Origin of the sequence: Flavobacterium ginsenosidimutans (assembly GCF_037478105.1) — a bacterium.
Classification (GTDB): Bacteria; Bacteroidota; Bacteroidia; order Flavobacteriales; family Flavobacteriaceae; genus Flavobacterium; species Flavobacterium ginsenosidimutans.
This window is the reverse complement of the sequence record NZ_CP147988.1, coordinates 4216823-4242655: the sequence shown is the minus strand read 5'-3', so window position 1 is coordinate 4242655 and position 25833 is coordinate 4216823. Positions and strand designations below refer to the sequence as shown.

General features: G+C 36.6%; 21 protein-coding genes. 17 read left to right on the top strand and 4 right to left on the bottom strand.

Annotation, left to right across the window (positions count from 1 at the left end):
• The first annotated feature begins 46 nt into the window (after positions 1–46).
• The 3 genes from V6624_RS18510 to V6624_RS18500 are packed head-to-tail and all read left to right on the top strand — an operon-like array spanning position 47 to position 5534.
• Entirely contained in the window at positions 47–1378 is a 1332-nt protein-coding gene (locus V6624_RS18510; RefSeq protein WP_338839705.1) for a TolC family protein, read from the top strand.
• 11 nt (positions 1379–1389) lie between these two features.
• The gene (locus tag V6624_RS18505) at positions 1390–2475 is read left to right on the top strand and encodes an efflux RND transporter periplasmic adaptor subunit (protein ID WP_338839704.1); all 1086 of its coding nucleotides are present in this window, start codon (positions 1390–1392) and stop codon (positions 2473–2475) included.
• Between the two features lie 8 nt (positions 2476–2483).
• Entirely contained in the window at positions 2484–5534 is a 3051-nt protein-coding gene (locus V6624_RS18500; RefSeq protein WP_338839703.1) for an efflux RND transporter permease subunit, read from the top strand.
• A 341-nt stretch (positions 5535–5875) separates the two neighbouring features.
• Here the strand turns inward: V6624_RS18500 and V6624_RS18495 are convergent, their stop codons facing one another.
• Positions 5876–6226: a winged helix-turn-helix transcriptional regulator gene (locus V6624_RS18495; protein WP_089051453.1), complete on the bottom strand. Its 351-nt coding sequence runs from the start codon at positions 6224–6226 to the stop codon at positions 5876–5878.
• 97 nt (positions 6227–6323) lie between these two features.
• On the opposite strand from V6624_RS18495, the gene V6624_RS18490 reads away from it, so the two are divergent.
• From V6624_RS18490 to V6624_RS18460, 7 genes are all read left to right on the top strand, one after another.
• A complete protein-coding gene (locus V6624_RS18490; RefSeq protein WP_338839700.1) occupies positions 6324–7649 on the top strand; it encodes an NtaA/DmoA family FMN-dependent monooxygenase in 1326 nt (441 codons plus the stop codon).
• A gap of 33 nt (positions 7650–7682) precedes the next feature.
• Positions 7683–8438 carry an NADPH-dependent F420 reductase gene (locus tag V6624_RS18485; protein ID WP_338839699.1) on the top strand — a complete coding sequence of 252 codons (756 nt, stop codon included), beginning with the start codon at positions 7683–7685 and terminating at the stop codon, positions 8436–8438.
• A gap of 196 nt (positions 8439–8634) precedes the next feature.
• Complete coding sequence (locus tag V6624_RS18480; RefSeq protein WP_338839698.1) at positions 8635–9453, top strand: SDR family NAD(P)-dependent oxidoreductase; 819 nt, start codon at positions 8635–8637, stop codon at positions 9451–9453.
• A gap of 61 nt (positions 9454–9514) precedes the next feature.
• Positions 9515–10411 carry an AraC family transcriptional regulator gene (locus V6624_RS18475; protein ID WP_338839697.1) on the top strand — a complete coding sequence of 299 codons (897 nt, stop codon included), beginning with the start codon at positions 9515–9517 and terminating at the stop codon, positions 10409–10411.
• An 82-nt stretch (positions 10412–10493) separates the two neighbouring features.
• Positions 10494–11261 carry an SDR family NAD(P)-dependent oxidoreductase gene (locus V6624_RS18470; RefSeq protein WP_338839696.1) on the top strand — a complete coding sequence of 256 codons (768 nt, stop codon included), beginning with the start codon at positions 10494–10496 and terminating at the stop codon, positions 11259–11261.
• 978 nt (positions 11262–12239) lie between these two features.
• Entirely contained in the window at positions 12240–13379 is a 1140-nt protein-coding gene (locus tag V6624_RS18465) for an FIST signal transduction protein (RefSeq protein WP_338839695.1), read from the top strand.
• Between the two features lie 2 nt (positions 13380–13381).
• On the top strand, positions 13382–16036 hold the full coding sequence (locus V6624_RS18460; protein WP_338839694.1) for a PAS domain S-box protein: 2655 nt from the start codon (positions 13382–13384) through the stop codon (positions 16034–16036).
• 218 nt (positions 16037–16254) lie between these two features.
• Here the strand turns inward: V6624_RS18460 and V6624_RS18455 are convergent, their stop codons facing one another.
• Together V6624_RS18455 and V6624_RS18450 are read right to left on the bottom strand one after the other, a co-directional pair.
• Entirely contained in the window at positions 16255–16767 is a 513-nt protein-coding gene (locus V6624_RS18455; protein WP_338839693.1) for a hypothetical protein, read from the bottom strand.
• 299 nt (positions 16768–17066) lie between these two features.
• Positions 17067–17309: a DUF2271 domain-containing protein gene (locus V6624_RS18450; protein WP_338839692.1), complete on the bottom strand. Its 243-nt coding sequence runs from the start codon at positions 17307–17309 to the stop codon at positions 17067–17069.
• 36 nt (positions 17310–17345) lie between these two features.
• On the opposite strand from V6624_RS18450, the gene V6624_RS18445 reads away from it, so the two are divergent.
• Both V6624_RS18445 and V6624_RS18440 read left to right on the top strand, forming a co-directional pair.
• A complete protein-coding gene (locus V6624_RS18445) occupies positions 17346–17549 on the top strand; it encodes a putative PEP-binding protein (protein ID WP_338839690.1) in 204 nt (67 codons plus the stop codon).
• Entirely contained in the window at positions 17546–17923 is a 378-nt protein-coding gene (locus tag V6624_RS18440) for a putative PEP-binding protein (RefSeq protein WP_338839688.1), read from the top strand. The genes V6624_RS18445 and V6624_RS18440 overlap by 4 nt, the downstream gene beginning before the upstream one ends.
• A gap of 103 nt (positions 17924–18026) precedes the next feature.
• Here V6624_RS18440 and V6624_RS18435 read toward each other — a convergent pair whose 3' ends face one another.
• A complete protein-coding gene (locus V6624_RS18435; protein WP_338839686.1) occupies positions 18027–19238 on the bottom strand; it encodes an NAD(P)/FAD-dependent oxidoreductase in 1212 nt (403 codons plus the stop codon).
• A gap of 805 nt (positions 19239–20043) precedes the next feature.
• On the opposite strand from V6624_RS18435, the gene V6624_RS18430 reads away from it, so the two are divergent.
• From V6624_RS18430 to V6624_RS18410, 5 genes are all read left to right on the top strand, one after another.
• Positions 20044–20421, top strand: a complete 378-nt coding sequence (locus V6624_RS18430) for a hypothetical protein (RefSeq protein WP_338839684.1) — start codon at positions 20044–20046, stop codon at positions 20419–20421.
• Between the two features lie 315 nt (positions 20422–20736).
• The gene (locus V6624_RS18425; RefSeq protein ID WP_338839682.1) at positions 20737–22869 is read left to right on the top strand and encodes a TonB-dependent siderophore receptor; all 2133 of its coding nucleotides are present in this window, start codon (positions 20737–20739) and stop codon (positions 22867–22869) included.
• Between the two features lie 755 nt (positions 22870–23624).
• Positions 23625–24176, top strand: a complete 552-nt coding sequence (locus V6624_RS18420; RefSeq protein ID WP_111289923.1) for a GNAT family N-acetyltransferase — start codon at positions 23625–23627, stop codon at positions 24174–24176.
• A 282-nt stretch (positions 24177–24458) separates the two neighbouring features.
• Positions 24459–24890, top strand: coding sequence for a hypothetical protein (locus V6624_RS18415; RefSeq protein ID WP_162615008.1), 432 nt, complete (start codon positions 24459–24461; stop codon positions 24888–24890).
• Positions 24891–25074: 184 nt separating this feature from the next.
• Positions 25075–25797, top strand: a complete 723-nt coding sequence (locus V6624_RS18410; RefSeq protein ID WP_338839680.1) for a hypothetical protein — start codon at positions 25075–25077, stop codon at positions 25795–25797.
• Positions 25798–25833: the final 36 nt, after the last annotated feature.

Here is a 25833-nt window from a genome sequence, read left to right as displayed (position 1 = left end):
TGCCAAAAAAATGAACAACGTTCAAATAATAAACAACGTATAATAAATGAAAATTAAACTAACTTTTGCAATACTCTGTCTAGGATATTTAGGGTATGCACAGAACAAGCTCGAAAGTTATATACAGACTGGCTTAAAAAATAACGAAGTAATCAAGCAGCATAATTTTGACATTAATAAAAGCATGTATGCCTTAAAAGAAGCACGAGCCTTATTTTATCCAACAGTTTCCTTAAACGGAAGTTACACCAAAACAGAAGGCGGAAGGACAATCGATATTCCGATTGGAGATATGCTGAATCCGGTGTATAGTACTTTAAATCAAATTACCAATTCTAACGCTTTTCCAATGTTAGAAAATCAGTCGGTCTTGATAAATCCGGATAATTTTTATGATGCTAAAATTCATACCACGATGCCATTGCTGAATTTTGAAATTATTTATAATAAAAGAATAAAAACCCAGCAGACGACGCTTCAAAAAATAGAACTCGAAATCTATCAAAGAGAGTTAGTAAAGGAAATTAAGATTGCCTATTACAAATATCTGCAGTCGGTTGAAGGAATTAAGATTTATGAAGATGCTCTGGCTTTGGTAAAAGAAAACCAAAGGGTAAATCAGGCTTTATTTAAAAATGAAAAAATAAACCGGACTGCCGTTTTACGAAGTGATAATGAGGTAATCCGCATTCAGGCGAATTTAGAAACCGCCCGACAAACCAGTAATAATGCAAGATCGTATTTTAATTTTTTATTGAATCAAAAACTTGATGCCGTAATAGATACTGATGAGAGTGAAGCACCGCCAACAGAAGTACTTTCAGAAAATACCCAAAATAGAGAAGAGTTGCAAAAGCTCACTCAGGCAAAAGAAATAAACGAAAATGTAAGCAAACTAACCAACTCGTACTGGCTGCCAAAAGTAAGTGGTTTTGCCGATTTCGGAATTCAGGATTTTGATTTTGAAGCAGATAAAAACTCACGCTACTATTTTGCCGGAGTGGGGCTGGAGTGGAATATTTTTTCGGGAAACAAAAACAAATGGAAGCTGAAACAAGTTCAAGAAGACAGTAAAAAAATCATTTCACAAACTGATAATGTAAAACAGCAGTTACTGCTTCAGTTTCAGGTTTCACAGAACAATCTAAAATCCACTTTAGAGCAGTTCTATGCTGATAAAAATCAAAAACAGTCGGCCAAAAAATACAATGATGACATTACCAAATTATACAAGGAAGGTCAGGCAATATATATAGAACTGCTGGATGCACAGAACCAATGGGTAAATGCGCAGCTTAACACTAATATTTCGCTTTATAACTCCTGGATTGCTTTTGCAGAATTAGAAAGAGCCAACGCCACTTTTACTTTTAACTAAAAACAAAAAACATGAAATTAACGATTCACAAATATCTAAAAAAAGATATCGCAGCCTCCAAAAAAGGGTTGATTATATTGCTTGCTTTAACACTTTTTTACGCTTGTAAAGAAGAAAAAAAGGAAAATTCGCCCTTTGAAAGCGCAGATGTCATCCCGATTAAAACAGCTCCGGTCGAATCTTTTGCTCTTAACAATACCATAAGCGCATCAGGTTTAGTAACAACAGAAAATCAGGCCAATTACGGATTTAAAATAGGAGGGATCATCAGTCGTATTTATGTTGAAGAAGGCCAGTTTTTTAAGAAAGGCCAGCTTCTGGCATCATTAGACGAAACAGAGATTAATGCAGGATTGAACCAAACCGATTTGAATCTCAAAAAGTACGAGCGTGATTATAAACGAGCTAGCAATTTGTACAAAGACAGTGTGTATACATTAGAACAGCTTCAGAATACCAAAACGGGTCTTGACATTGCTAAAAAGCAGAAAGATGCGGTTGCTTTTAATGCGCGTTATTCTAAAATTTATGCTGCTGCAGATGGTTTTGTTTCGAAAAAAATAGCAAACGAAGGAGAAGTAGTTGGCGCAGGATCACCAATTCTGGCTATAAATGAAACCAGCCAAAACAATAATTATCTGCTAAAAGTAGGATTGACAGACAAAGAATGGGCCGCGGTAAAAGTAGGGCAGAAAGCCACTGTGACGCTTGACGGTTATCCTGATGAAAAATTCGATGCCTTTATTTTTAGAAAATCGCAGGCGGCAGATGCGGCATTGGGCTCCTTTCAAGTCGAATTAAAACTGAGCCTTAAAAAAAGTAAACCAGCGGTGGGAATGTTTGGAAAAGCCGAAATAAAGGCAGAACAATCAGAAGATTTCATCATCATTCCGTACAATTCGCTTATTGAAGCTGACGGAAACAAAGCGTTTGTTTTTATTGTGGAAAACAACAAAGTAAAACGCCAGCCGGTGACCATTAATAAATTTGAGAACAATAAAGTATTCATAAAAGAAGGTCTTCAGAAAACAGATCAGATTGTGATCTCCAACAGTGCTTATCTGAACGAACAATCAACTATCAAGATCATTAAATAATCAGTATTATGAAAATAACAAACTTTGCTGTTAAAAATTATCAGTTTACGCTGATTATATTTCTGCTGGTTGCTGTGGTAGGCTATCTTACGCTGTTTACCATGCCGAGAGCGGAAGATCCTTCAACGCATCCGCCGCAATATTTAATTACAGTAATTTATCCCGGGACAAGTCCAAAGGATATGGAGGAGCAGGTTGTAAAACCAATCGAGAATAAAATTTACGGACTCGAAAACATCGAAAAAATATTAACCACAGTAGAAGACGGTGTTGCAGCTTTTCAGGTAAAATTTAAATACGGAGTAGATGTTGATAATAAATATCAGGAAATTTCCACGGAAATGAATGCCCTTAAAAACAGCGAACTTCCAAAAGATATTTATCAGATAAAAACCGAAAAAATTGCTTCTTCTGATGTGAAAATCCTTCAGATAGCGTTGGTTTCAGAAAATGCATCAGACAAAAAACTTCGTGATGAAGCGGATAAACTTAAATCTAAAATTGAGAAAATTACCAATCTGAAAGATGTAAAATATGCTGGAATTCCCGAGCAGGAAATTCGTATTGATTTACAGCTGGAAAAGTTGGCCCAATTAAAAATTCCGTTAAATGTTGTCATGGCAAGCCTGCAGAGCGAAGCGGCCGATATTCCAGGAGGAAGCATTGATTTAGGCAGTAAAGTATTTAATGTAAAAACCAGCGGTAAATTTAAAAATGCGGACGATGTATCCAATACAGTAATCTACAATGCTAACGGTAAAATAATCTATATGAAAGATGTAGCCGAAGTAGGCTACAAGTCGCAGGTTGTCGATCATATTACCCGCATCAACGGACACCGATGTGTACTGGTTACAGCTGGTATGAAAGACAATGTAAACATTACAGATGTGCAGAAAGAATTCCTGCCAATTGTTGATGAATTTTCTAAAGAATTACCATCAAACATCAAATTAATAAAAAACTTCGATCAGGCCAATATGGTATCGCAGCGTTTGGGACATTTAGGTTTTGATTTTACACTGGCAATTGTTTTGGTAATTGTTACTCTGCTTCCATTAGGTTTAAGAGCTTCGGGAATTGTGATGATTTCCATTCCGTTATCCCTCGCATTAGGATTAATTGCAATGAATGCTTTTGGCTTTTCTTTAAATCAGTTAAGTATCGTAGGTCTGGTAGTAGCTTTGGGATTATTGGTGGATGACAGTATTGTGGTAGTGGAAAACATAGAGCGATGGCTGCGGGAAGGACATTCTAAAATGGATGCAGTCCTTAAAGGTACCAAACAAATCGGAATTGCAGTAGTAGGATGTACCGCAACACTTATCATTGCTTTTTTACCGCTTGCTTTCCTGCCGGATGTTTCGGGAGAATTTATCAGAAGTCTTCCAATGGCAGTTATTACCAGTGTACTGGCATCGATGATTGTCGCTTTGACTTTGGTGCCGTTTTTAGGAAGCCGATTTTTAAAAACGCACGATCATGCGGGAGGAAATATTTTTCTTCAGTATCTGCAAAAATTCCTGACCAGAGCGTATAGTGATATTATGCCCAAAGCATTAAAATATCCTAGAACAACTATTGCTATTTCTATAGTCTTAAGCATAACTGCTTTTGGATTGTTTAAAGTGACGGGTTTTAAATTATTTCCAACTTCAGAAAAACCGATGTTTCTGATCAATATAAAAATGCCCCTTCAGGCCAATATTTTAGAAAGTGACCGTGTGACCAAAATTGTAGAAGCAGAGCTTAAAAATCATAAGGAAATTGTGTATTACACTTCGAACGTTGGTAAAGGAAATCCGCAGATTTATTACAATGTGCATCCCCAGGACAGAAAACCCGATTTTGCCCAGATTTTTGTCCAGCTCGAAGATGAAGCAAAACCATCAGAAAAAACAGCTTTGATTGAACAACTTCGAAATAAATTCAAAACAATGCCTTATGCAAAGGTAGAGGTAAAAGATTTTGAACAGGGAACACCATTAGAAGCTAATATTGTCGTAAGATTATTTGGTGAAGATCAGGAAGTGTTACGTAAGCTTTCTTCACAGGTAGAGACTATTCTTAGAAATCAGGAAGGAACCGTGTATATCAACAATGAGCTGAATACTTATAAAACAGATGTTAAAGTCAAAATCAATAAAGAAAAAGCTAGAACATTGGGCGTATTGACGAGCGATGTAGATAAGTTAATTCGTCTTTCGGTAGCAGGATTAACAGTTGGCGATTATATAGATGACAGGGGAGATGCCAGAAATGTTACGCTGACATTGCCCCGAGATAAATTTTCGAACCTCGATGCTTTGAAAAACCTGTACGTAAATAACCTTCAGGGAACCCCGATTGCACTGAACCAGATTGCTGAAATTTCGTTTGAAACTTCTCCAACTGCAATTAATCACTTTAATAAATCACGCTTTTCAAAAGTAACCGCTTTATCAGCAAAAGGGTATTATGCCAATGATTTATTGACGCACATTGTTCCAAAACTGGATCAATTGAAAATGCCAAAAGGATATTATTACAAATTATCGGGTGAGAAAGAATCGGAAGGCGATGCGTTAGGCGGTAACTTTTTGGCAGTAATTATTTTGAGTACCTTTTTGTTTGTTGCAGTTTTACTGCTGCAGTTTAAAACTTTTAAAGGAATTATTATTGTATTATCTATCATACCGTTGGGGATTTTAGGTGGTGTGTTATTATTGCTTCTCAATGGAAGCCCGATGTCTTTGGTTGCTATAATCGGTTTTATTGGTCTTTCGGGAATTCAGGTAAAGAACTCTTTGCTGCTGGTAGATTTTACCAATCAGCTAAGACAGGAAGGACATTCGATCGATGAAGCTATTTCAATTGCAGGAGAAACGCGTTTTCTGCCTGTAGTACTGACTTCAATTACTGCAATTTGTGGTTTAATTCCGATTGCGTTAAACTCAAATCCTTTGATCGCACCATTGGCAATTGTGTTAATTGGCGGTTTAATCAGTTCTACAATATTATCACGAATTGTAACGCCGGTGATGTATAAATTGATTCCTCCTAGTATTGAAAAGATGTAATGAGGCGGAATTACTTAATATTAAATATTATGTATGTAAAAAATGGCGCCAATTGTCTTCAATTGGCGCCATTTGGTTTGGTAAGATCGAAAGGAAAAATTTTTCCAAATTTTATGAAGAATGTAAAAATTTTGCTTACTATATTTAGTGTGTGTTTTTCATAGGCTTTATTAATTTGGTTTTGATGTCCTTTTGGGATTGATGCAAAATTTATTAAGTTTTATACAAGATTTTGCCCTGTAACCTAATCAGATAATTTTATATTCACCTAAAGGCCAAAAATAAATGTAGCTACATTTTGTAAACAAAAGCATTAGCTAAGTAATTTAATTTCTGCAATATTATCTTTCTTGAAATATTTTTTTCTTATGGTTTAATCCCCAATCTTTCATAGCGTAGATAATAGGGGTCAAGGTATCTGCATAGGGTTCTAAGCAATACGATATTTTGACAGGATAATCGTTCGTTATAATTCGTTTGATCAGCTGGTGCTGTTCAAGTTCCTTAAGTTCTTTAGAAAGGACTTTTGGAGTTAATCCTGGAATACTCTCTTGAATTTCAGTAAATCGGCTGTTTCCTACACCTACAGAAATAATGATTGATAATTTCCATTTTCCATTAATTACTTCAAGTGTGTCCCGTACTGGCTTTACGGTATTTAGGCACTCACAATAAGGTTTCTTTTTCGGCATGATAAATTATTTATTTCGCTTTCCTTTAGGAAAGAGCTATACAAAGGAAAGCAATTTTGTTTAATTTTGCAATATAATTAATCAAAATATTGAATTTATGAATGCTGTGGGAAAAATGCTTATTGGACTTCATCTTGGAAATGGATACGGATCTCAATCGGGAGCGTGGCGTATGCCGGGAGTTGATCCCGAAAGCTACACGAGTTTTGATATCCGTGTAAAGCAGGCTCAGGCTGCAGAGCGTGGAAAATTTCAATTTATATTTTTACCGGACGGTCCCGGTGCAGTTATGACAGATATAGAAACAGAATCACCCGTTTTCAATCTTGATGTAATGATGACCCTCGCCGCGGTTGCCAGAGAAACTCAATATATTGGATTGGTCGCTACCGGATCAACCACTTTTAATGAACCCTTTAATCTAGCCAGACAATTTAAGGCATTGGACATTATGAGCCATGGCAGGGCCGGATGGAATGCAGTTACATCAAGCGGGGAAGATGTTGCGGCTAATTACGGAAAAAGAATTCCGTCGAGCCAAGATCGTTATGGACGTGCTCATGAGGCTGTCCAGCTCATTCAATCACTTTGGGGGAGCTGGGGCAAAGATGCTTGGATACACGACCAAAAGAGCGGTCAGTTTGCAAAGAAAGATCAGATTCTTCCAATCAACTTACAGGGTAAATACGTCGGTTCAAGAGGACCTTTATACATTCCGCCGTCAGAGCAGGGACAGCCAATCATCTTTCATGCAGGCGGCAGCCCCAATGCACATCAGTTGGCAGGACGCTTTGCTAATGTGGTGATAGGTGCAGCATTTACAATTGAAGATGCAAGAGCGCAGCGTAATGCATTTAGAGCGGCAGCAAAAAGTTACGGCCGTGATCCGGATGAAATAAAATACATTGCTGGATTGATGACCACCATTGCCAAGGACAGGCGCACGGCGCTCGATCGCCGGATACAGTTAGGAGGCAGTTCACTTATACAAAAATTTGAATACCTGCAAAAAATGCTGGGTATTCCACTTGATCCTTCCTTAATGAATGAACCGCTATCAGAAGCGCAGCTGGAAAATGCCCGTCCATCTCCTTATGATCCTCGTTCTTCCAATGCATTGAAAATTGCCAGGCAAGGCTGGTCCGTTCTTGATATTCTTGCTCACGGCGTGATAGATTACCATCCTGTAATTGCAGGGCCGGGCGTAGAAGCGGCAGATCATATGCAGGCTTGGTATGAAGCCGGTGCTGCAGATGGTTTTTGGATTTCACCTGATGTTAATTCGGATGGAATTGATGCCTTTGTTGATCAGGTTGTTCCGCTGCTGCAGGAGCGAGGGCTTTTCCACAAAGAGTATGAATGCAAAACTTTGCGCGGACACCTTGGAGTTCCGGATCAGTATGGAATTGATCCAAGGGTTTAAATTGAAAATTATAACAAATGAAACTTATATAATATGAAAATAGGAATAATAGGTACTGGAGCAATAGGCGGTACGATCGCAAAAAAAATGGCACAAGCCGGTCATGAAGTAAAAGTTAATAATACAGATCAGGCTGATAAATTACAGACCCGTGCTGAGGAGTTGGGTGTTGAAGCTGCAACACTAAAGAATGTTGTAAAAGATGTAGATGTCATTATTTTATCATTGCCTACCATAGCAATACCAACTTTGCCTAAAGATTTGCTGGCAGGCGTTCCGGAAAATGTAATTGTGGTAGACACATCCAATTATTATCCGTTCCGTGATGCCGATATTGAAGAGATCAAAAACGGAAAAGTAGAAAGTATCTGGGTATCCGAGCAATTGGGAAGGCCTGTTGTAAAAGCTTTCAATAATTTGCTGGCAGAGACGCTGGCAAACGGCGGAAAAAACAGCGGTGCTGAAGACAGAATAGCAATGGCTGTAGCGGGTGATGATCCGCAGGCTAAAAAAGTAATTGCCGCATTAGTTAATGATGCCGGTTACGATGCAGTTGACTCGGGCGGACTTTCTGAATCTTGGAGACATCAGCCTGGAACTCCTGCTTACTGCACGGAACTTAATGAAGAAGAATTAAAACAGGCAATCTCTGATGGTGTAAAAGAAGCAGCACCGTCATTAAGAGATAAGGCTATAGCTGATCTTTCTGCCCTGCCTTCCTATCCATCACATCCAGATGTCGTAGAATACAACAGAGGATTGTTTCAAAAAAATCCTAAGTCAAAATAATTTATAATGACTGCACTGCAAAATCCCATCTCATTTATTGAGAGGGATTTTGTTTTTTTATATTCCTTCTTTGAAACAGTGAACCAGAGCCATTACAATTTCGTTAAAATGTTTCATTATTGCCTACTTTTGTATCACAACCGTCTGTACTATCTGTGCGAACTTTGTCCATATCAAAATATTAAGAATTAATATCATGGCAAAAACAATTTTTATAACAGGTGCTTCCCGTGGATTCGGAAGAATTTGGGCAGAGGCATTTTTAAAACGCGGCGATAATGTGGTTGCGGCCGTTCGCAATCCTGAAACACTAAACAAGCTTAATAAAGAATTTTCATCATCTCTTTTAGTGCTAAAACTTGATGTTACTGATCGAAACGAAAGTTTTGAAGCAATTGAAACTGCAAAAAAGCACTTTGGCAGCATCGACGTATTAATAAACAATGCCGGTTTTGGACATATAGGGGCAGTAGAGGAATTAAAAGAGCAAGATGTAAGAGCTCAGTTTGAAACTAATGTATTGGGATCATTATGGACTATTCAGGCAGTTCTGCCTATCATGCGCCAGCAAAAATCGGGACATATCATTCAGCTTTCAAGTGCGCTGGGTTTAAATACGGTATCATTAATGGGGCTGTATAGTGCAACTAAATTTGCTGTTGAAGGCCTTACTGAAACACTCGCGGGTGAAGTAAGCCGATTTGGCATTAAAGTTACCATAGTAGAACCAGGTGGTTTTTCTACAGATTTCTTCGGGACCACTTCCCTTGCACTCAGCGAATCAATACCGGCTTACGACGGTGTACGAAAAGATTTTTATCAGCATGCCGGCGAACAGGATTCAGGTAACCCTGCAGCCACTGCCAAAGCTCTTGTCAAGCTCGTTTATTCTGAAAATCCGCCGCTCAGATTACTGCTGGGTAAAACTACTTTTCCCTGGGTGCAGCACATTTACTCAGAAAGATTGAAAACATGGGAATCATGGCAGGATGTGTCGGTGGCAGCACATGGTTAATAGACGTTTGAATTAACAGGATCTAAATTTTTTTTTTGGTCTGTTTTTAAAATTAAGAAAAATGATACATTTCAAAAAAATCAGCGATCTGCATGAAGCGCTCGATATCAAACCTCCCCAGCATCCGCTCTTTAGTGCCGCATATGGTGAGCGGGATACCTGCAGCGGTAATACTATTCTGGAGTTTTCATCTGACTTTTATATTATAGGATTTAAAAAATTGAAATCTGGAAGCATGCAGTATGGTAAAACAAAATATGATCATGACCGCGGCTCCATGTCCTTTACAAAGCCCCAGCAGAAAGTAGTCTTTAAAAATGTGGAATTAGAGGAAAAGGGATTTCTAATTATGATTCATGAAGACTTTTTACCGGGAACAGTCCTTTACAACGAAATCAGGAAATACAGTTATTTTGATTACGAGGTTAATGAGGCTTTACATCTTTCACCTGCAGAGGAGGATATCATCTGGAATCTGTATTTCAATATTGAAAAAGAGTACAACAACAATACTGACGAACTCAGCAAAGCCATTATTGTAAGCCATCTCGATTCCATGCTTAAATATTCACAGCGCTTTTATAAAAGGCAGTTTATAAACCGTACAGAGCTTACTGGTTCTACAGTCACGAAGTTTAACGCTTTGCTTGCTGCTAATTTTGAAGAAAGAAAAACAAAAAATATTGGATTGCCAACGGTATCTCTCATGGCAGAAAAGCTGAATATATCTTCCCGTTATCTAACCGATTTGCTCAAACAGGAAACAGGAAAGACGGCCTTGGAGCTTATTCATCTTTTTTTGATCGGCGAGGCAAAAAACTTACTGACCGAAGGTGAACTGAATATATCTGAAATTTCTCACCTGCTTGGTTTCGAAAATACGACTTATTTTTCACGCCTTTTTAAAAAAGAAGTAGGGAGCACGCCAAATGAATTCAAGGCAAACATATTAAATTAAAATTGGTAAACATCATAAAAAAAAGTAAGAGATATACTGAATAAAGAATTAATTAAAACACATAAAAGTTTAAATCAATAAAATGTCAAACAATCAAAATAAAATAGCATTAGTAACAGGCGCAAGCCGTGGACTTGGAAAAGATTCGGCTTTACAGCTGGCGAAAAATGGATTTGATATCATCCTCACCTATCAGACCAAAAAAGAATTTGCGGACCAGGTGGCAAAAGAAATTGAAAGTATTGGACAAAAAGCGTTTGCATTGCCTTTGGACATTTCTTCAACTGCCGGTTTTGATCAATTTGTAACTGAAGTAAAAGATGTTTTAGATGCTCAATTTTATTCTGCCAAATTAGATGCGCTGGTAAACAATGCTGGTATCGGAATTAACCAAAGTTTTGAAACAACAACGGAAGAGATTTTGGATACAATGGCAAATATCCATTTCAAAGGACCTTATTTTTTAACACAAAAATTGCTGCCATTACTCAATGACGGCAGCAGCATCGTGAACACGTCTTCTGGTTTGGCAAGGTTTTCATTTGCTGGATATTCCGTTTATGGCGCCATGAAAGCGGCAGTAGATTCATTATCAAGATATCAGGCTTTGGAATTGGGAAGCAGAAAAATAAGGGTCAATTCCGTTGCTCCTGGGGCTATTGAAACTGATTTTGGCGGCGGTGCTGTACGTGATATTTCAGATTTGAATAAGCATCTGGCTTCTGAAACTGCTTTAGCAAGAGTCGGCTTGCCCGATGATATTGGAAGTGTAGTAGCCTTTCTTTGTTCTGATGATTCCAAATGGATAAATGCGCAGCGAATAGAAGTTTCGGGCGGATATAGAATATAATGGACCAACATATAGAAAAGCTATTTAGCTGGTTTAGAATGTTTTTTATACGTTAGTTTTACCAATCCAAAGAATTTTGTTTTGATCAACAAAAACTAGTTAAGTTATTTATAGAGTAATAAAAAATGGCGCCAATTGTCTTCAATTGGCGCCATTTGGCTTTGTGACCTTGACAGGATTCGAACCATTGATTTTTGGTGGAGATTTGAGCCCTTTGCTTTAAAGATTTCTTTCTTTCTAAGGATGTTTTCTAATTATAATTTTGACCGTGACGGTAAAATTGATTAGGTTAGGAATTTGGTTAGTTAGTTAGTTAGTTAGTTAGTTAGTTAGTTAGTTAGTTAGTTAGTTAGTTAGTTAGTTGGTTAGTTAGTTAGTTAGTTAGTTAGTTAGTTAGTTAGTTAGTTAGTTAGTTAGTTAGTTAGTTAGTTAGTTAGTTAGTTAGTTAGTTAGTTAGTTAGTTAGTTAGTTAGTTAGTTTTATACTGTTTCGAACCTAGAATTCTTTGGCTTTGATTTAGCTGATTTTTCAATTTTCCATATACTGATGTGCCATGATTCTGGCCCAGATATTAAGGTTTTTATATTATTGTCTGGACTTCGCGCTCTCTGCGGTGGGAGGAGTTTCAGCCCTTCAATCGCTCCCGCTGCAATCGGCAGGTGCTGCAAAGGCTCTATGTTAAGTTTATACGATTTTTGAAAACCTCGATGTATGTATTATTTTTCGTTCAAAAAGCAAACATGTAGGATTTTTTTTTGTATTTTGGTACAAGCAAAAAATAAAAGACTACTGCTTTTACCGCATATATGAAACGGATCTTTTCTTGCCTAAAAATAAGACGCTGTAGGATTTACTTCGAAAATTAAACTTTATTGCTTAAAAGAAAACAATGATGCACTAAAAACGGCCTCAATTAGAAATTGGCAAATCTATGATTCATAACTTAATTCAAACCAGTCAAACTAAAAAGAGATTTAAATGAAAACAGCCGCCATTTTATTTGAAAATAATTCTTTCAAGAAAGAATTCAATAATGATAATTTAGATTTCGCTGACTGCGAACTGGTTTTAGGCTTTGGCTCAAGAGATTTATTAGCAGATGAGAAAATTTTCGCCCAGTTAAGGAATAGATTTCCATCCTCGGAATTAGTCTTATGCTCTTCAGCGGGTGAAATTTATGAGAATGAAGTGTTAGACAATACTATAAGCCTCACTGCAATTAAATTCTCTTCGACTCAAGTTAAAACTTGTGAAGTTAATATAGCAGATTTTGAGAATAGTTTTGAGGCTGGCTCTTCGTTAATTAGGAAGTTTAGCCAAAATCACTTAAAATTGGTTCTCATACTTTCCGACGGAGGAAAGGTGAACGGGAGTGAGCTGGCAAACGGAATGAACTCGGTGAAAGAAGAGCGGGTGCTAATTGCAGGCGGTCTTGCCGGCGACGGAGCAAGATTTGAAAAAACACTCGTTGGATTGAATAAAATGCCAGAGCAGGGCAAGATAATAGCCATCGGATTTTATGGCGAGAAACTCTTGGTTTCACATGGTTCATTAGGCGGGTGGGAAAGTTTTGGGCTGGAAAGGCTTGTTACAAAAGCAGAAGGGAATGTTTTATATGAAATCGATGGGAGAAACGTATTGGATCTCTACAAAATTTATTTGGGGAAATACGCTGAAGAATTGCCAGGTTCGGCACTGCTTTTTCCCTTGTCAATCAAAATTGACGGGACAGATGAACCTATTGTTAGGACCATCCTGTCAATAGATGAAAAGAATCAGACCATGACTTTTGCGGGCGATGTGCCTACAGGCAGCAGAGTGCGGTTCATGAAAGCTAATTTTGACCGCCTCATCGATGCAGCAAGCGAAGCTGCTTTGTCCTGTCTGGAAGTTAATAGCTTTAAGCCCAAGCTGGCTCTTTTAATCAGCTGTGTAGGCCGAAAATTAATTTTGGGATCCAGAATTGATGAAGAAGTTGAAGCAGTCGCAGAGATTTTTGGCAATACCGCTATCGCTGGGTTTTATTCGTATGGGGAAATTTCTCCCTTAAAGCCATTTGGAAACTGCATACTGCATAATCAGACTATGACTGTTACCTGCATTAATGAAATGAATTAGCTATGGAGCTTCATAAACTTCTGCAGAGGCAGATAAATAAAAATCTGCCTGCTGAGCTGCAGGGCAATCCATCTTTTCAATCCTTTATAAAGGCGGTTAATGATTCATATTTATCTTTCGAAAGGGATAAGGATTTGATGGACCATTCTTTCCAAGAAAGTGAGAAGGAGTATAACGAGGTGCATGAGAACTTAAGAAAAGAGTACGATTTAAAACAGCAGTCAATTCTAAATCTCTATAAAAGCCTAAATGAGCTGGACCAGAGATATGTCTCTATTAAAGAAAATGAAAAGAATGATCTTCTGTTTATTTCAAAATATGTAGGCGAAGAGATAGCCAAAAGGAAAGAAACGGAGAAAAAATTAGTGCAGACTGCACAGTTTTTAAAGACATTATTGGAAAACTTACAGTCAGGAATTTTAGTTGTAGACAACAGTGGCACTATATTGTTTGTCAATCAGCATTTATGCGATATGCGCGGCATCAGGGCTTTGCCTGACGATATGATTGGAAAAAAGTCCAGTGAATACATACATGATGCCCAGCTGTTATTTAAAGACGGAGAAGCCTATAGAAGGAGGATTGATGAAATTTTGCTTCGTAAAGAAATTGTAGCGGGAGAAATACTTGAAACAGTCGACAATCGCTTTTTTGAGCGCGATTACATACCCATAATTGTGGAGAATGAATGCATTGGCCATCTCTGGAAATCCAACGATGTGACGCAGCGTACAAAGAGCAAAAACCTGCTCAAACAGAGTGAGGAGCGTAACCGCATTATCATGAATTCGTCGCTCGATGCGATTGTGACCATTGATATCACAGGAAAAATAACTTTTTGGAACAATCAGGCAGAAATTATTTTTGGATGGAGTAAGGAGGAGGTTTTAGGAAAAACATTAAACGATGCTATAATTCCTAAACGCCACAGACAAGAACATGCGAGAGGGCTGCAGCACTATCTCAAGACAGGTGATGGCTCCGTCCTGAATAGACATATTGAGCTTCCCGCATTAAATAAGGCCGGATACGAGTTTCCTGTAGAAGTTTCCATAATTCCCTTAGAACAGAACGGGGAGATTTTCTTCTGCTCTTTCATGCAGGATATTTCTGAAAGGAAAAAAACAGAAGCCAAATTAAAACTGCAGGAGGAGAAGTATCGAAATATTATAGCCAATATGAATCTGGGACTGATAGAAGTTGATAATGAGGATATAATCAGATATGCCAATCAAAGTTTTGCCAATATATCTGGGTTTGAAGCCAGGGAACTAATCGGCTTAAGCGCTTCCGATACTTTTGCATTCGGCGAGAATATAGAAAAATTGAAAGCTAAAAATAAATTAAGGAAAAAAGGCGTATCGGATGTTTATCAGATACCTGTAAAAAATAAAAGAGGAGAGCTCAGGTGGTGGGCAATAGGGGGAGCGCCTAATTACGATGACAAGGGAAATCTGGTAGGATCAATCTGCATTCATTTGGATATTACCGATCAGAAGCAGATGGAGATTGAACTTGAGAAGGAAAAAATCAAAGCGGAACGCGCCTCAAAGGCGAAAGAGGCTTTTTTAGCCAATATGAGCCATGAAATAAGAACGCCATTAAATGGCATAATCGGCTTTTTAAGAGAACTGCAAAGACAGCCGCTGACCGATCTGCAGAAAAAATATGTGGAAAACAGCGCTGTGGCATCCAGACATCTGCTGTCTATCATCAACAATATTCTGGATATCTCAAAAATTGAAGCGGGGGAGATGTCGCTGGAAGCAGAAGACTTTGTTTTTGAGAAGGTTATCGCCAATGTGGTCAACGTGCTTGGACCATTGGCAAAGAAAAAAGGACTGAAGTTAAACAGACAGATTTCCAAAGATGTCCACAAAATACTTAAAGGCGATATTTTAAGGCTCGAGCAGATACTGTTTAACCTGATTGGAAACTCCTTAAAATTTACCAGCAAAGGCAGAATAACCCTAAAATGCGAAGTGCTGAAGGATGCTGAAAATTTTCAGAGAGTGGAAATTTCAGTAATCGATACGGGAATAGGAATGGAACAGAGTTTTGCAGATAAAATATTCAACAAATTTTCCCAAGAGGACAAAGCGGCTAATCGGAAATTTGGCGGAACCGGACTAGGAATGGCCATTACAAAAGAGCTGATTCAGCTCATGAAAGGCGAAATTAAGGTTAAAAGCGAAAAGGGCACAGGCACTGAGATCAGTTTTGTAATTGATTTAGAAAAGGGTAATATCGATAATATCAGAAAGGCTGTGAATGAAATCAATGCCGACATTTCCGGCATAAGCGTTTTACTTGTTGAAGACAATATCATTAACAGGATGGTTGTCATCAATTCACTGAAACACTTTGATTGTGCTGTTACTGAGGCAGCTGATGGCCTCGAAGCCTTGGAAGTTTTAAAAAACAAAACTTTTGATGTTATATTAATGGACGTTCAGATGCCCGTAATGGACGGCATAGAGGCAACCATAAAAATAAGAGAAGAATTGAAGCTGCAGACACCTGTGATTGCCCTGACCGCCAGCGCTTTCAAAAGCGAAGTCTTTAGATGCAGAAATGCAGGAATGAACGATTACATTACCAAACCTTTTGAAGAGTTTGATCTCATTGAAGCCATTTCAAGACACATAGTTCGGTAAGAGGGAATTGCGGATGGTTTTGGCGGGCGAGAAAATTAACATCGTTTTTAACTACTCTAGTTAACGCCAAATCAATCAGATTTAAAATCTCTGCCTTACTTTTTTGAGCCAATTTAAAGGCCGCTTCAAAATTCTTAATTAGAGATTTATATTTATCCAAAAGTTACAGAACCAATTTTTTTGGTAAAAAGGTATACTCTCGAACATGAAAATGTTTTTTAGTTTTTTGAATAGACATATTCGTGTCTCATAATCCATTTATTTTCCCCAGAAAAGAGAACTTCTTTGCGTATAGAAAATACAGTTTTGCTGATCGTATAAGTTTGTCTTATTAGGGCTTCTTTATTATCATTACCGTCTTTTCCCTGTCTTTGAGTTACAATCTCTATTTGACCATCTGTAAGTTCTGTTCTTGAGACTATCTGTTCTTTTCCAATATATTTTCCATCTTTTGAAATGGTAATAATTTGAGTTGAGTTGGCACTTTTTTCTTTAGGGTAAGTATTAATGAATTCAAATTCATTAGAATCATTGATCCTTTTAACTTCAATGTCGGCAGACATTGTATAAGGTTTGCCGGAAGAATAATCCAAGTAGGTCAGGCTCCCGTTCCAGTTTCCAGACAATTTTTGAAAGTCCTCTATAAGCTGTTGTGAATTTTCCTGAGCATTTGTAGAATTAGAAACAAATAGAATAATAGCTAAGGCTATAATGACAGTGATTTTTTTCATTCGTAATATTTTTGCGTAATACATTACTTGATACTATCAAAATTAATGAAAATAAAAAGAGAAAAAATTGACTTTGGTTAAGTTTTTATCAATCACTTTTTTACATGTAATTGTTTGATAACTATATTTTTATTCTTTTTATAACGCAATAAATAAAGAATAAAGCTATGCAGAAACATTAATTTCTTTTATTTGTTTTGTTGGCTTTATTTTCTGCCAGCGCAATAAACAAAGAGGAAAATACTGCCAATGCCAGGTTTGCATATCTCGAGATTGAAATTGTCAATATGTGGTTTAAATTAAATTTTGCTTAAACGAATATATTTTATATAGTTTTTACCTTCAGTTTTTGCAGACAGCTGTTCATCATTCAGTACTATTCCAAGATCAGCGGGATAATATTTCTGATCTTCCACAGCACTTTCGAAACGCAGTTTATATCCTTTATTGATTTTTGAATCTTCCAGTTCAAGAGTTGTTATGCTTCTGTCTCCCCCTGTTATAGAGGCTGCGGTCAAGGCACTGATATTTCGCCTCTTCATGAATTTGTACCCCACGGGCATGCAAGCCAGAGAGAAATGGCAGAAGAGATGGATGTTTCACTTTCCGCATTGCAGGATAAAATAAAAATGATGCATGAGTCTAATCCAATGCTGGGGCACGGAGGATGCCGTTTGGGAAATGCATGTCCCGAAATTTCAGAAATGCAGACAAGGGCAATAATAGAAGCGGCTCTGAATCTGAAAAAAAAGCAGCTATTAAAACTTCTCCAGAGATCATGATCCCTTTAACGGGAACTCCTGCCGAAATGGAAATGCAGAAAAAGATTGTGAATCAAACAGCAGAGCAGGTTTTTGCAGAATGCGGGGAACGCATCAATTATAAAGTGGGGACTATGATCGAGGTTCCTCGTGCTGCTTTGGTTGCTGATAAAATTGCCCATTTCGCAGAGTTTTTCTCTTTTGGAACTAATGATCTTACGCAGATGGCCTTTGGCTATTCAAGAGATGACGCTGGCAAATTTCTTCCTTTCTATTTGGAAAATGGTATTTTAGAGCATGATCCTTTTCAGATATTGGATCAAAAGCTCATTGCTCACGGATTTTTTTATGATATTTTTCAACTATTTTTTTTTTGTAAAACAATATTGAAATAGACAACATTTTTAATAGAATCAGGCTCCGTTGGCTGGTCTCTTAAAGATAAAGCCTCCAAATTCTAACTTTGAAGGCTTTTATCATGTTAATAGAAAATGAATTCTAACAAGGAAGCGGATCTTGTCCTAACAGCTTGGTGCCTTTTTCAGCAGATTTACGCACAACATCAAATCCATATGCTGTAATTTCAGCCTCATATTCCTTTAAAGAAGCGGCAAGTTTTTTTTCTCCTCTGAAAACTTTAATAAGTTCTTTGCCAAGTATGGCAGCATCTCGTAAGGCAACATTTGCTCCCCTTCCTAAACTTGGGGTCATTGTATGGATAGCGTCTCCCAAAAGTGTAACATTTGGATGGCTTTGTAAAGTGAAAGGAATACTGGAAGTCATTTCAATATAAAAAAATGAATCTTTTTCTCCGGCTGCGGGAACAGCAGCAGCATTGCTTGGCCAGTCACTAAGTAAATCCACTGCCAATTGCTGCAGTTCATCGCTTGTCTTTTTTCGGATTTCCTGGTCTGTTGAGCCAAAGAATTCTTTTCGTCCCGATACGATGCATCCAAGATAATCATCTTGGGGACTTAAAGATTTATTAATTCCTAGGCTTTGTGCCGCAGCTTCCGGCCTTACCGGAAAAATAACAGGCCCCACTCCTAAAATCAATTTACGCACATCGGATACAGCTGTGAATACATCTGCCATACACAAGTCGGGTAAAACTTTTCGTGCCTGATCAGTTTTTATTCTTCCATATATTGCCCTTGCTCCAGAGTCCATGAAATTTGCTTCTGGCGCCCGCTGTTTGCGTACGGCAGAACCGGTTCCATCTGCACCGATAAGTAGGTCTCCCTCTATGGCTCTTCCGTCTTCAAAGTATGCAGTTACTCCGTTTAGGTCTGTTTTATAAGACTCCAATTTTGCTCCATAATTGCACACGTCATCTAAGTCCATAAGCAGTATCTCCCTCATAGTTGATCTGTTGACATTTAAATGTTTTGCGACACCAGATTCAACGTGATGTTCAGTTTTACTGTAGCTGTCAATAGGAAATCTTTTATTTAATTTTAGTCCTGTATCTAAAATCGTCGTATAAGGAAGGGGATTTGTAGATGTTGCTTCAAAGAGCTGGAATAATTCATTTGGCAGTGATTCTTGCAGAGCTGAAATACCATCTGCATCCAAATGTAGACGATATCCCTGCATACGCTCCGAAGGGCTGCTATCCCGTTCAAATATCTGAACATTTATGCCGTTTTTTTTCAATAGCTGTGCAAGGCATAGTCCCCCGATACCTGCACCAATAATTAGTGCTTTCATTTTGATTCTTTAATTTTTGAGAAATAATTTAGATCCAATCTTTGAAAGATTAGAATTTTGAAGCGTCCAAAAATTAAGGAGGTACTTTCTGTTTTATAAAAAAAAAGGCATAAAATAGCATAACATTATCTTTTAAGATTATGATGCCGTTTTTGCCTGCAAAAAAGATTCGCTAAAACATCGTCACGGAAGACGTAGAGTTTTGATAACTCAATATGCCGCAAATCTATTTTATTATTTTTAAAATAAAAAGAAATTAAAAGTTGTTTTTAATAAAATTAATAGATAGAGCAGGATTGTAAAGTGGTTTTAAGGTAAATTGTAAAAGCAAAATAGTTTTCTAAAATTGTATTTGGTTAATACCTAGTTGGCTTTCTCTTTCTGTCTGATAAAATTATATTTTTATATGGTTGCTTTAGAGTAGTTTAAATATCTAATGATTTAAAATCTTCATCTCTAATAATCTTTTTAACTCATCTGATGGTTTTGAAAAACAGTGTAAGTCATTTATTAATTCTTTCACTTTTTTTGATCAGTTGCCCAAGATGTAATAAGTCGCATTACAGCATTTTACTGGCTGTTTTTTAATAATAATCTCGAGGATGCCTAAAATTTTTTTACGCTGTTTTTATATTTTTTCGAAATATTTAAAAGTAAGATTAAAAATGAAGGATCATCTGCAAAACCTTCTCGGATTTTTTGAAAAAACAAAGCTGTAAAATTTTATTTGGATAAAATTGTTATTTTATTTTAGAAAAAACAAAAATGCTGTATTTTTGCTGGAGTTAAAAAAACAGACAAGCGTTTGAAAAGATTTCTCATCATAATACTTTCCTTTCTGATCTTAGTGCCCTCTTTTGGCAGTCTGTTTGTATATGCTTCATTTAAGATTAATCAAAGAGAAATTGCCCAAACAATCTGCGTTCAGCGAAAACAGGTTTTTAATACCTGCAACGGCCGCTGTGAACTTCAAAAAAGCATAAAAAAATACTCCGATAACGAAAAAGAAATGCAGGGCAGACTCAAAGATAAAATAGAGCTTGTCTACATTCAAAACGCAGCTGATGCCAGCTTCAGTTTTATGCCTTTATTTGAAGTGAAAGAAATCTATTTTGCTTCAGCTGAAAAGAAGCCGATTGCAGTTTCTGATGCTGCATTCCGCCCTCCTGTCTATTTTATATAGATTTAAACTCCTGTTTCAATTCTGTAATTAGATTTTAGTTGTTCTTGCTGTTCTAAACAATATTAATAATTATTTTTAATGTTTTAGTGTATGCTTAAATCACGCTGCCTGCTTTTGCATGTCTGCTGTGTTAAGTCTATATGTGTGCAAATATTTGTATTTATCATTTTTTACTGCATTAGGCCGCTAGGCCTTGCAGTGCATCTGCAATTCTTTTTTGCCGCAGTTTTGAGGCTCTAAATTTCATCACAGATTTTTTTATTTATCAACGCTGTATTCGAACTATTTACAGCACATGAAAACAATTATATATTAATGAGAAAAGCGATATTTTTTGCTGTGGCTTTGGCGGCTTCACTGCAAATCTCTGCACAAAAAAAAGACAGTATAGCCAGCAGATACACCCTAATGGACGAGGTTATTATTGAAGGGGTCAGAAAGTCCAAAGATGTATCCAGTGGACTGGCTTCCAAACTGCCGCTCAAGAACCTGGAAAATCCTCAGGTGACCGCTTCGGTTTCACCGCAGCTTATTAAAAACAGAAATTTTTTCACCCAAGGCGCAATGCTGCTAAATGCTGCTGGTGTTGCCCCGAGCTGGGCGGGAATTTCGCCTTATTATTCCATCAGGGGATTTCGTACCCGCTCCAGCTTCAGAAATGGCGTAAACGGTTATGTGGCCTCCGATATGGATCCGGTTAACATCGCCCAGCTGGAAGTGATTAAAGGACCGAGTGCCGTAATTTTTGGAGGAGGAGGTGCTACTATGGTTACTTTCGGGGGACTCATTAACCGTGTTACCGTAAAACCTCAGAATGCCGCTTTCGCCGACATCAGCGCAGCGGGCGGGTCTTACAATCTGCAGCGTTTAACCCTTGATGCCAACAGGCCTCTAGATAAAGACGGAAAGATTCTTGCACGATTGACAGGAGCTTATAACTATAATGATACTTTTCAGGACAAGGGTTTTTCAAAAACATTTTTTTTAGCTCCCAGCATTTCTTACAAGATTAGCGATGACTTAAAAATCCAGCTTGATGCCGAAATCTTAAACAAAACTGCTACGAACAATCCGCTGTATCAAGTGGCTTTGGGGACTGCTAAATCAGCTGATAAACTCAATTTAGATTACTACCGTTCTTTTAATGACAACTCGGTTACGATGAATAACAAGGCGGTAAATATTTACGGAAAAATCATTTACAGGCTTTCAGAAAATTGGAGATCGGAAACCAATTTAATTTCAATCAATAATAAAACTCCGGGGGATTACATTAGGCTAAGATTAGATGATGACAGCCAGAATGTGACACGAAGAGTGTACAGAATGTATCCGGAAAACATTGCCAGCGGGCAGATCCAGCAGGATTTTGTGGGGAATTTCAAAATCGGCAGTATGAAGAACCGGCTGATTGCAGGTGTTGAATATTACCATTATCTCTATGGGATTGCCAGCAAATCTATGAATTTTACAAAAGTTTCGGCTACTGCTGCAGATCCTGAGAATGCTAATTTCAATAATGAATATATTTCGGGTCAATTGGCCTTAAAACCCTATGGAGAGAATTATAAGGCGGTTCAGGATCATTACTCGATATATGCTTCAGATGTTATTAACCCATTGGAGAACTTGAGCGTAATGCTTAGTGCCCGAATAAATTACATCAATAACAAGGGGACAGAGGATCTATTAACCGAAACAGCTGCGGGTGATTATACACAAACGGCTTTTTCTCCGAAATTGGGAATCAATTACCAGATAATACCTGAAAGAATTGCATTGTTTGCCAATTATATGAATGGTTTTCAGCCGCAGGCACCGCAGTCTGTAAACGGGCAGATGACCAATTTCCAGCCCGTTTATGGAAACCAGTGGGAATCAGGCATTAAAGTTTCTTTGAAAAAGAACCTGTTGGATGCTGTTTTGAGCTATTATAATATTGATGTGGCCAATGTGGTAAGACAGGACCCAAATGATACGGCTTCCTATCTGCAGGACGGCGAGCAGCGCAGCAAAGGTTTTGAAGCCGATTTAGAATCAAATTCGATCAAAGGACTTTTTCTGCATACAGGTTTTGCTTATAATGATAGTAAACTCATTGTTTCTGACGCACTTACTCAAGGATTGAGGCCTGTTGATGCCGGTCCTAAACTATCTGGAACCTGGTACGTTAATTACGCTCCGCAGTCAAAAGCTTTATATGGCTTTTCCTTAGGCATAGGCGGCAGCCATTATGGCAAGGATTTGATTATTAATAACGCCAATGGCTCTTTTTACACCAATCCTTATACCTTAATCAGCTCGGTTCTAAGTTTTGAGAAAACAGGCTATGTATTTTCGCTATCTGCCAATAACCTGCTCAATGAGCACTATTGGTACGGCGGCCGCGGTATGATCACTCCGGGAACCCTTCGTCAGATCGTTTTATCTCTAAAACTAAAATTGTAATGCTGCAATCCAGAATTTCCAATGAAAAAAAAGACACTTTTTAACTAAACATTCACCTCGAATTGTTTTTCGGGATGCTGGATCTAGATAATGCATCAGTTGCTGGCCGGTTAATTATTGCATCTAACATTTGCAGATTATGAATGATTTATAGTAGTATCTCATAAAATAAAAAAACAGCCTTAGGGCTGTTTTTTTATTTTATAACCTGTTATATGCCAGCTGGTTTATGGCTGTTTTCTTTTTAGACTGTTTTCTTTTTAGACTGTTTTTACTTTTTGATTTTTGCCGCTGATGGGGATGCTGATATGGAGGTAAGCTTTCTAATGGCTGTGCTTGTAGCTTCATGAAGCAAAACGTAGATGATAGCATCAAGATTACCTGCTTCAATCATAACCTGATATTGACTCTCTGCTGAATTTTCATAGCAGGTGTTTTCTTTCCAGGTTGTCCACTTTCTTATGATTTGAAGTTAATTGAACTATTGATTAGTCTCGTGTCTCCACTAATTCATTAATGTAGCAAAAGCATCAAAATTAAGTTCTAATTTATATGAAAAGTATTCAATAAATTCAAACCCCTTTTGATGTTACATAAATTTTATTATTATATATTTGATAATAATAAATCCTGATATTTATGAGATATATCTGCTAAATATTGGTTGAAATGACTCATGTTTTCAGTAGTAATCAATAGTTAGTGGCAACAAAAAGTCAAAATTTCGCATGAAAAATTAATCCAAAAAATACAGAATGGAATTGAATTTTAAAGATTTTCCTATACTAATAACTGAAAGATTAATATTAAGAAATATTGAAAACACTGATGTTATTTTAATTCATAAATTACATTCTGATACAATTGTAAATGCTTTTGTAGGAAGAGAGAATTCATCAAGCTTAAAAAAAGCAGAAGAATACATAATTAAAATACAAAATTTAATAGCGAAAAATGAATGCGTTTATTGGGTTATAACCGAAAAAGAAAATAACAATCTAATTGGTTCAATTTGTTTATGGAATTTTGATGTTGAAAATGAAATTGTAGAAATAGGATATGAAATATTAAGTGAATTTCAAGGCAAAGGAATAATGACCGAAGCAATCAAAAAAATTATAGAATATACGTTTGAAAAAATAAAGGCAAAAATAATAACTGCTTTTCCGTCTTCTGACAATATTAATTCGGTATCAATATTAAAAAAAATGAATTTTGTATTGGAGAAGAAAAAATATAATAATACCCATCAGAATATAAAAAATCTGGTAACTTATACTTTAAGAAATAGTCAAACTAAGAACTAGACGAAAAATTAAAAATTTTCGAACCATAAAAAAAGCCCGAGAATCTATATTCTCAGGCTTTCAAAAATTTATAGTGACCTTGATGGTACAGAATTCGAACCATCTGTTAGACGATTTAAAAATTTTAAATGAGGTCTGATTTTGTGAGATTCGAGTGTAAATCCCTCCTAAGCAATAAATTAAAAAGCTTATTTTTGAAAAGAAGAAAATACTTATATTTATCTAGTGCAGCCAATACATAATGTCGGACATACATATAAGTTACCAACAAGCTTAAACAAGATGAACATACCAAAAACAACAGATGATTTTCAAAAAGAATTTTATTTGTCTATTGACTTAATGGATAAAATAGGAGATTTAAGAATAAGACAACTTATTGATAGGCTGGATAACGTTGTGGACGAAATAATTGTAAGCGCCATAATTAAAATATTCGAAAACGTAAATAGACCAAATACTCAATATACAGACCAAAAATATGCTGGAATAATATTGAATAAGCTAAAACCAAAAACAGAAATTGACTTAAGTATTGTTTTAAAATCTACAATCGAAAATTGGAACAAAAGCGTTGAAGAATTCCCTTTTTGGCTAAAGGAAAATTACGGTCTCGAATCACTCAAAAATACATTGACTGAATTTGATTCTCAAAAATTGAATGACATACAAACTGAAAAAATAAAAACAATGAAATGGTGGCTGAAAATATAAATCTTACTAAAAGCCATTAGATAAAAGTTCTTTCAAGTGATTTGCGAATTTTAGTGAGATTTATATTTCTATTTTTGGTTAACAGAAAATCCTCCATTTAATAACTAGCAAACCTCATGTAGCCTTAGAACGTTTGTGGCAATATCTCTCAACAATAGGAAAAATCAATAACATAATGTAACAAATGATAAAATTAAAGATTATTACCCGCTTATTTATATATATTACTTCAGTATTGATTTTATCGGCTTATACTGTTGATCTAACGGAGAATAAAATGGTCTCAATACAAAAAAAACATAGTGTCTCAGACATTTCAGGAATTTATGAGCTTCAAACAAGTTGGCTTCAATCAACTGTTAATTTTAAATCCGATGGAACTTTTGAAATGAGCTATACAATGGGCGAAAAGCATACAACTTTTGGAACTTGGACTATTAAAAAAGATATATTAATCCTAAAAAACGATGATAATTTCCCTGCAAATAAAAAATGGCTGATTAGAAATGAAAAGCTTTATCCAATTTTAAAATCATCAAAGGAATATGATATGAATTTTTTCTATGTAGCAAAAAGACAATCTATTGAAAAAGTAAATTGTTCATTTTTAAAAAATTGCAAATTAAGATATTCCGAAACAGATGATGATTCAACTTACATAATTATTAAAGACAATGTATTTACGGAGTATCCAAATGGTGATAAAAATTATATTAAATCAAACCTAGAATGGATAAATGAGTGTGAATACAATGCAATAGTAATCGAATTAACAGCTACCGAATTAAACTATAAAATAGGCGATAAAATGAACGTGAAAATTGATAGAATTGATAATAAAATTATTTACTATACAGCGACTTTTGAAGGTGAAACAATAAAAGGAAAATTTAAAATCATTAATTGATTCAAAATACTCTTCTATGGGATTCGAACCAAAAAA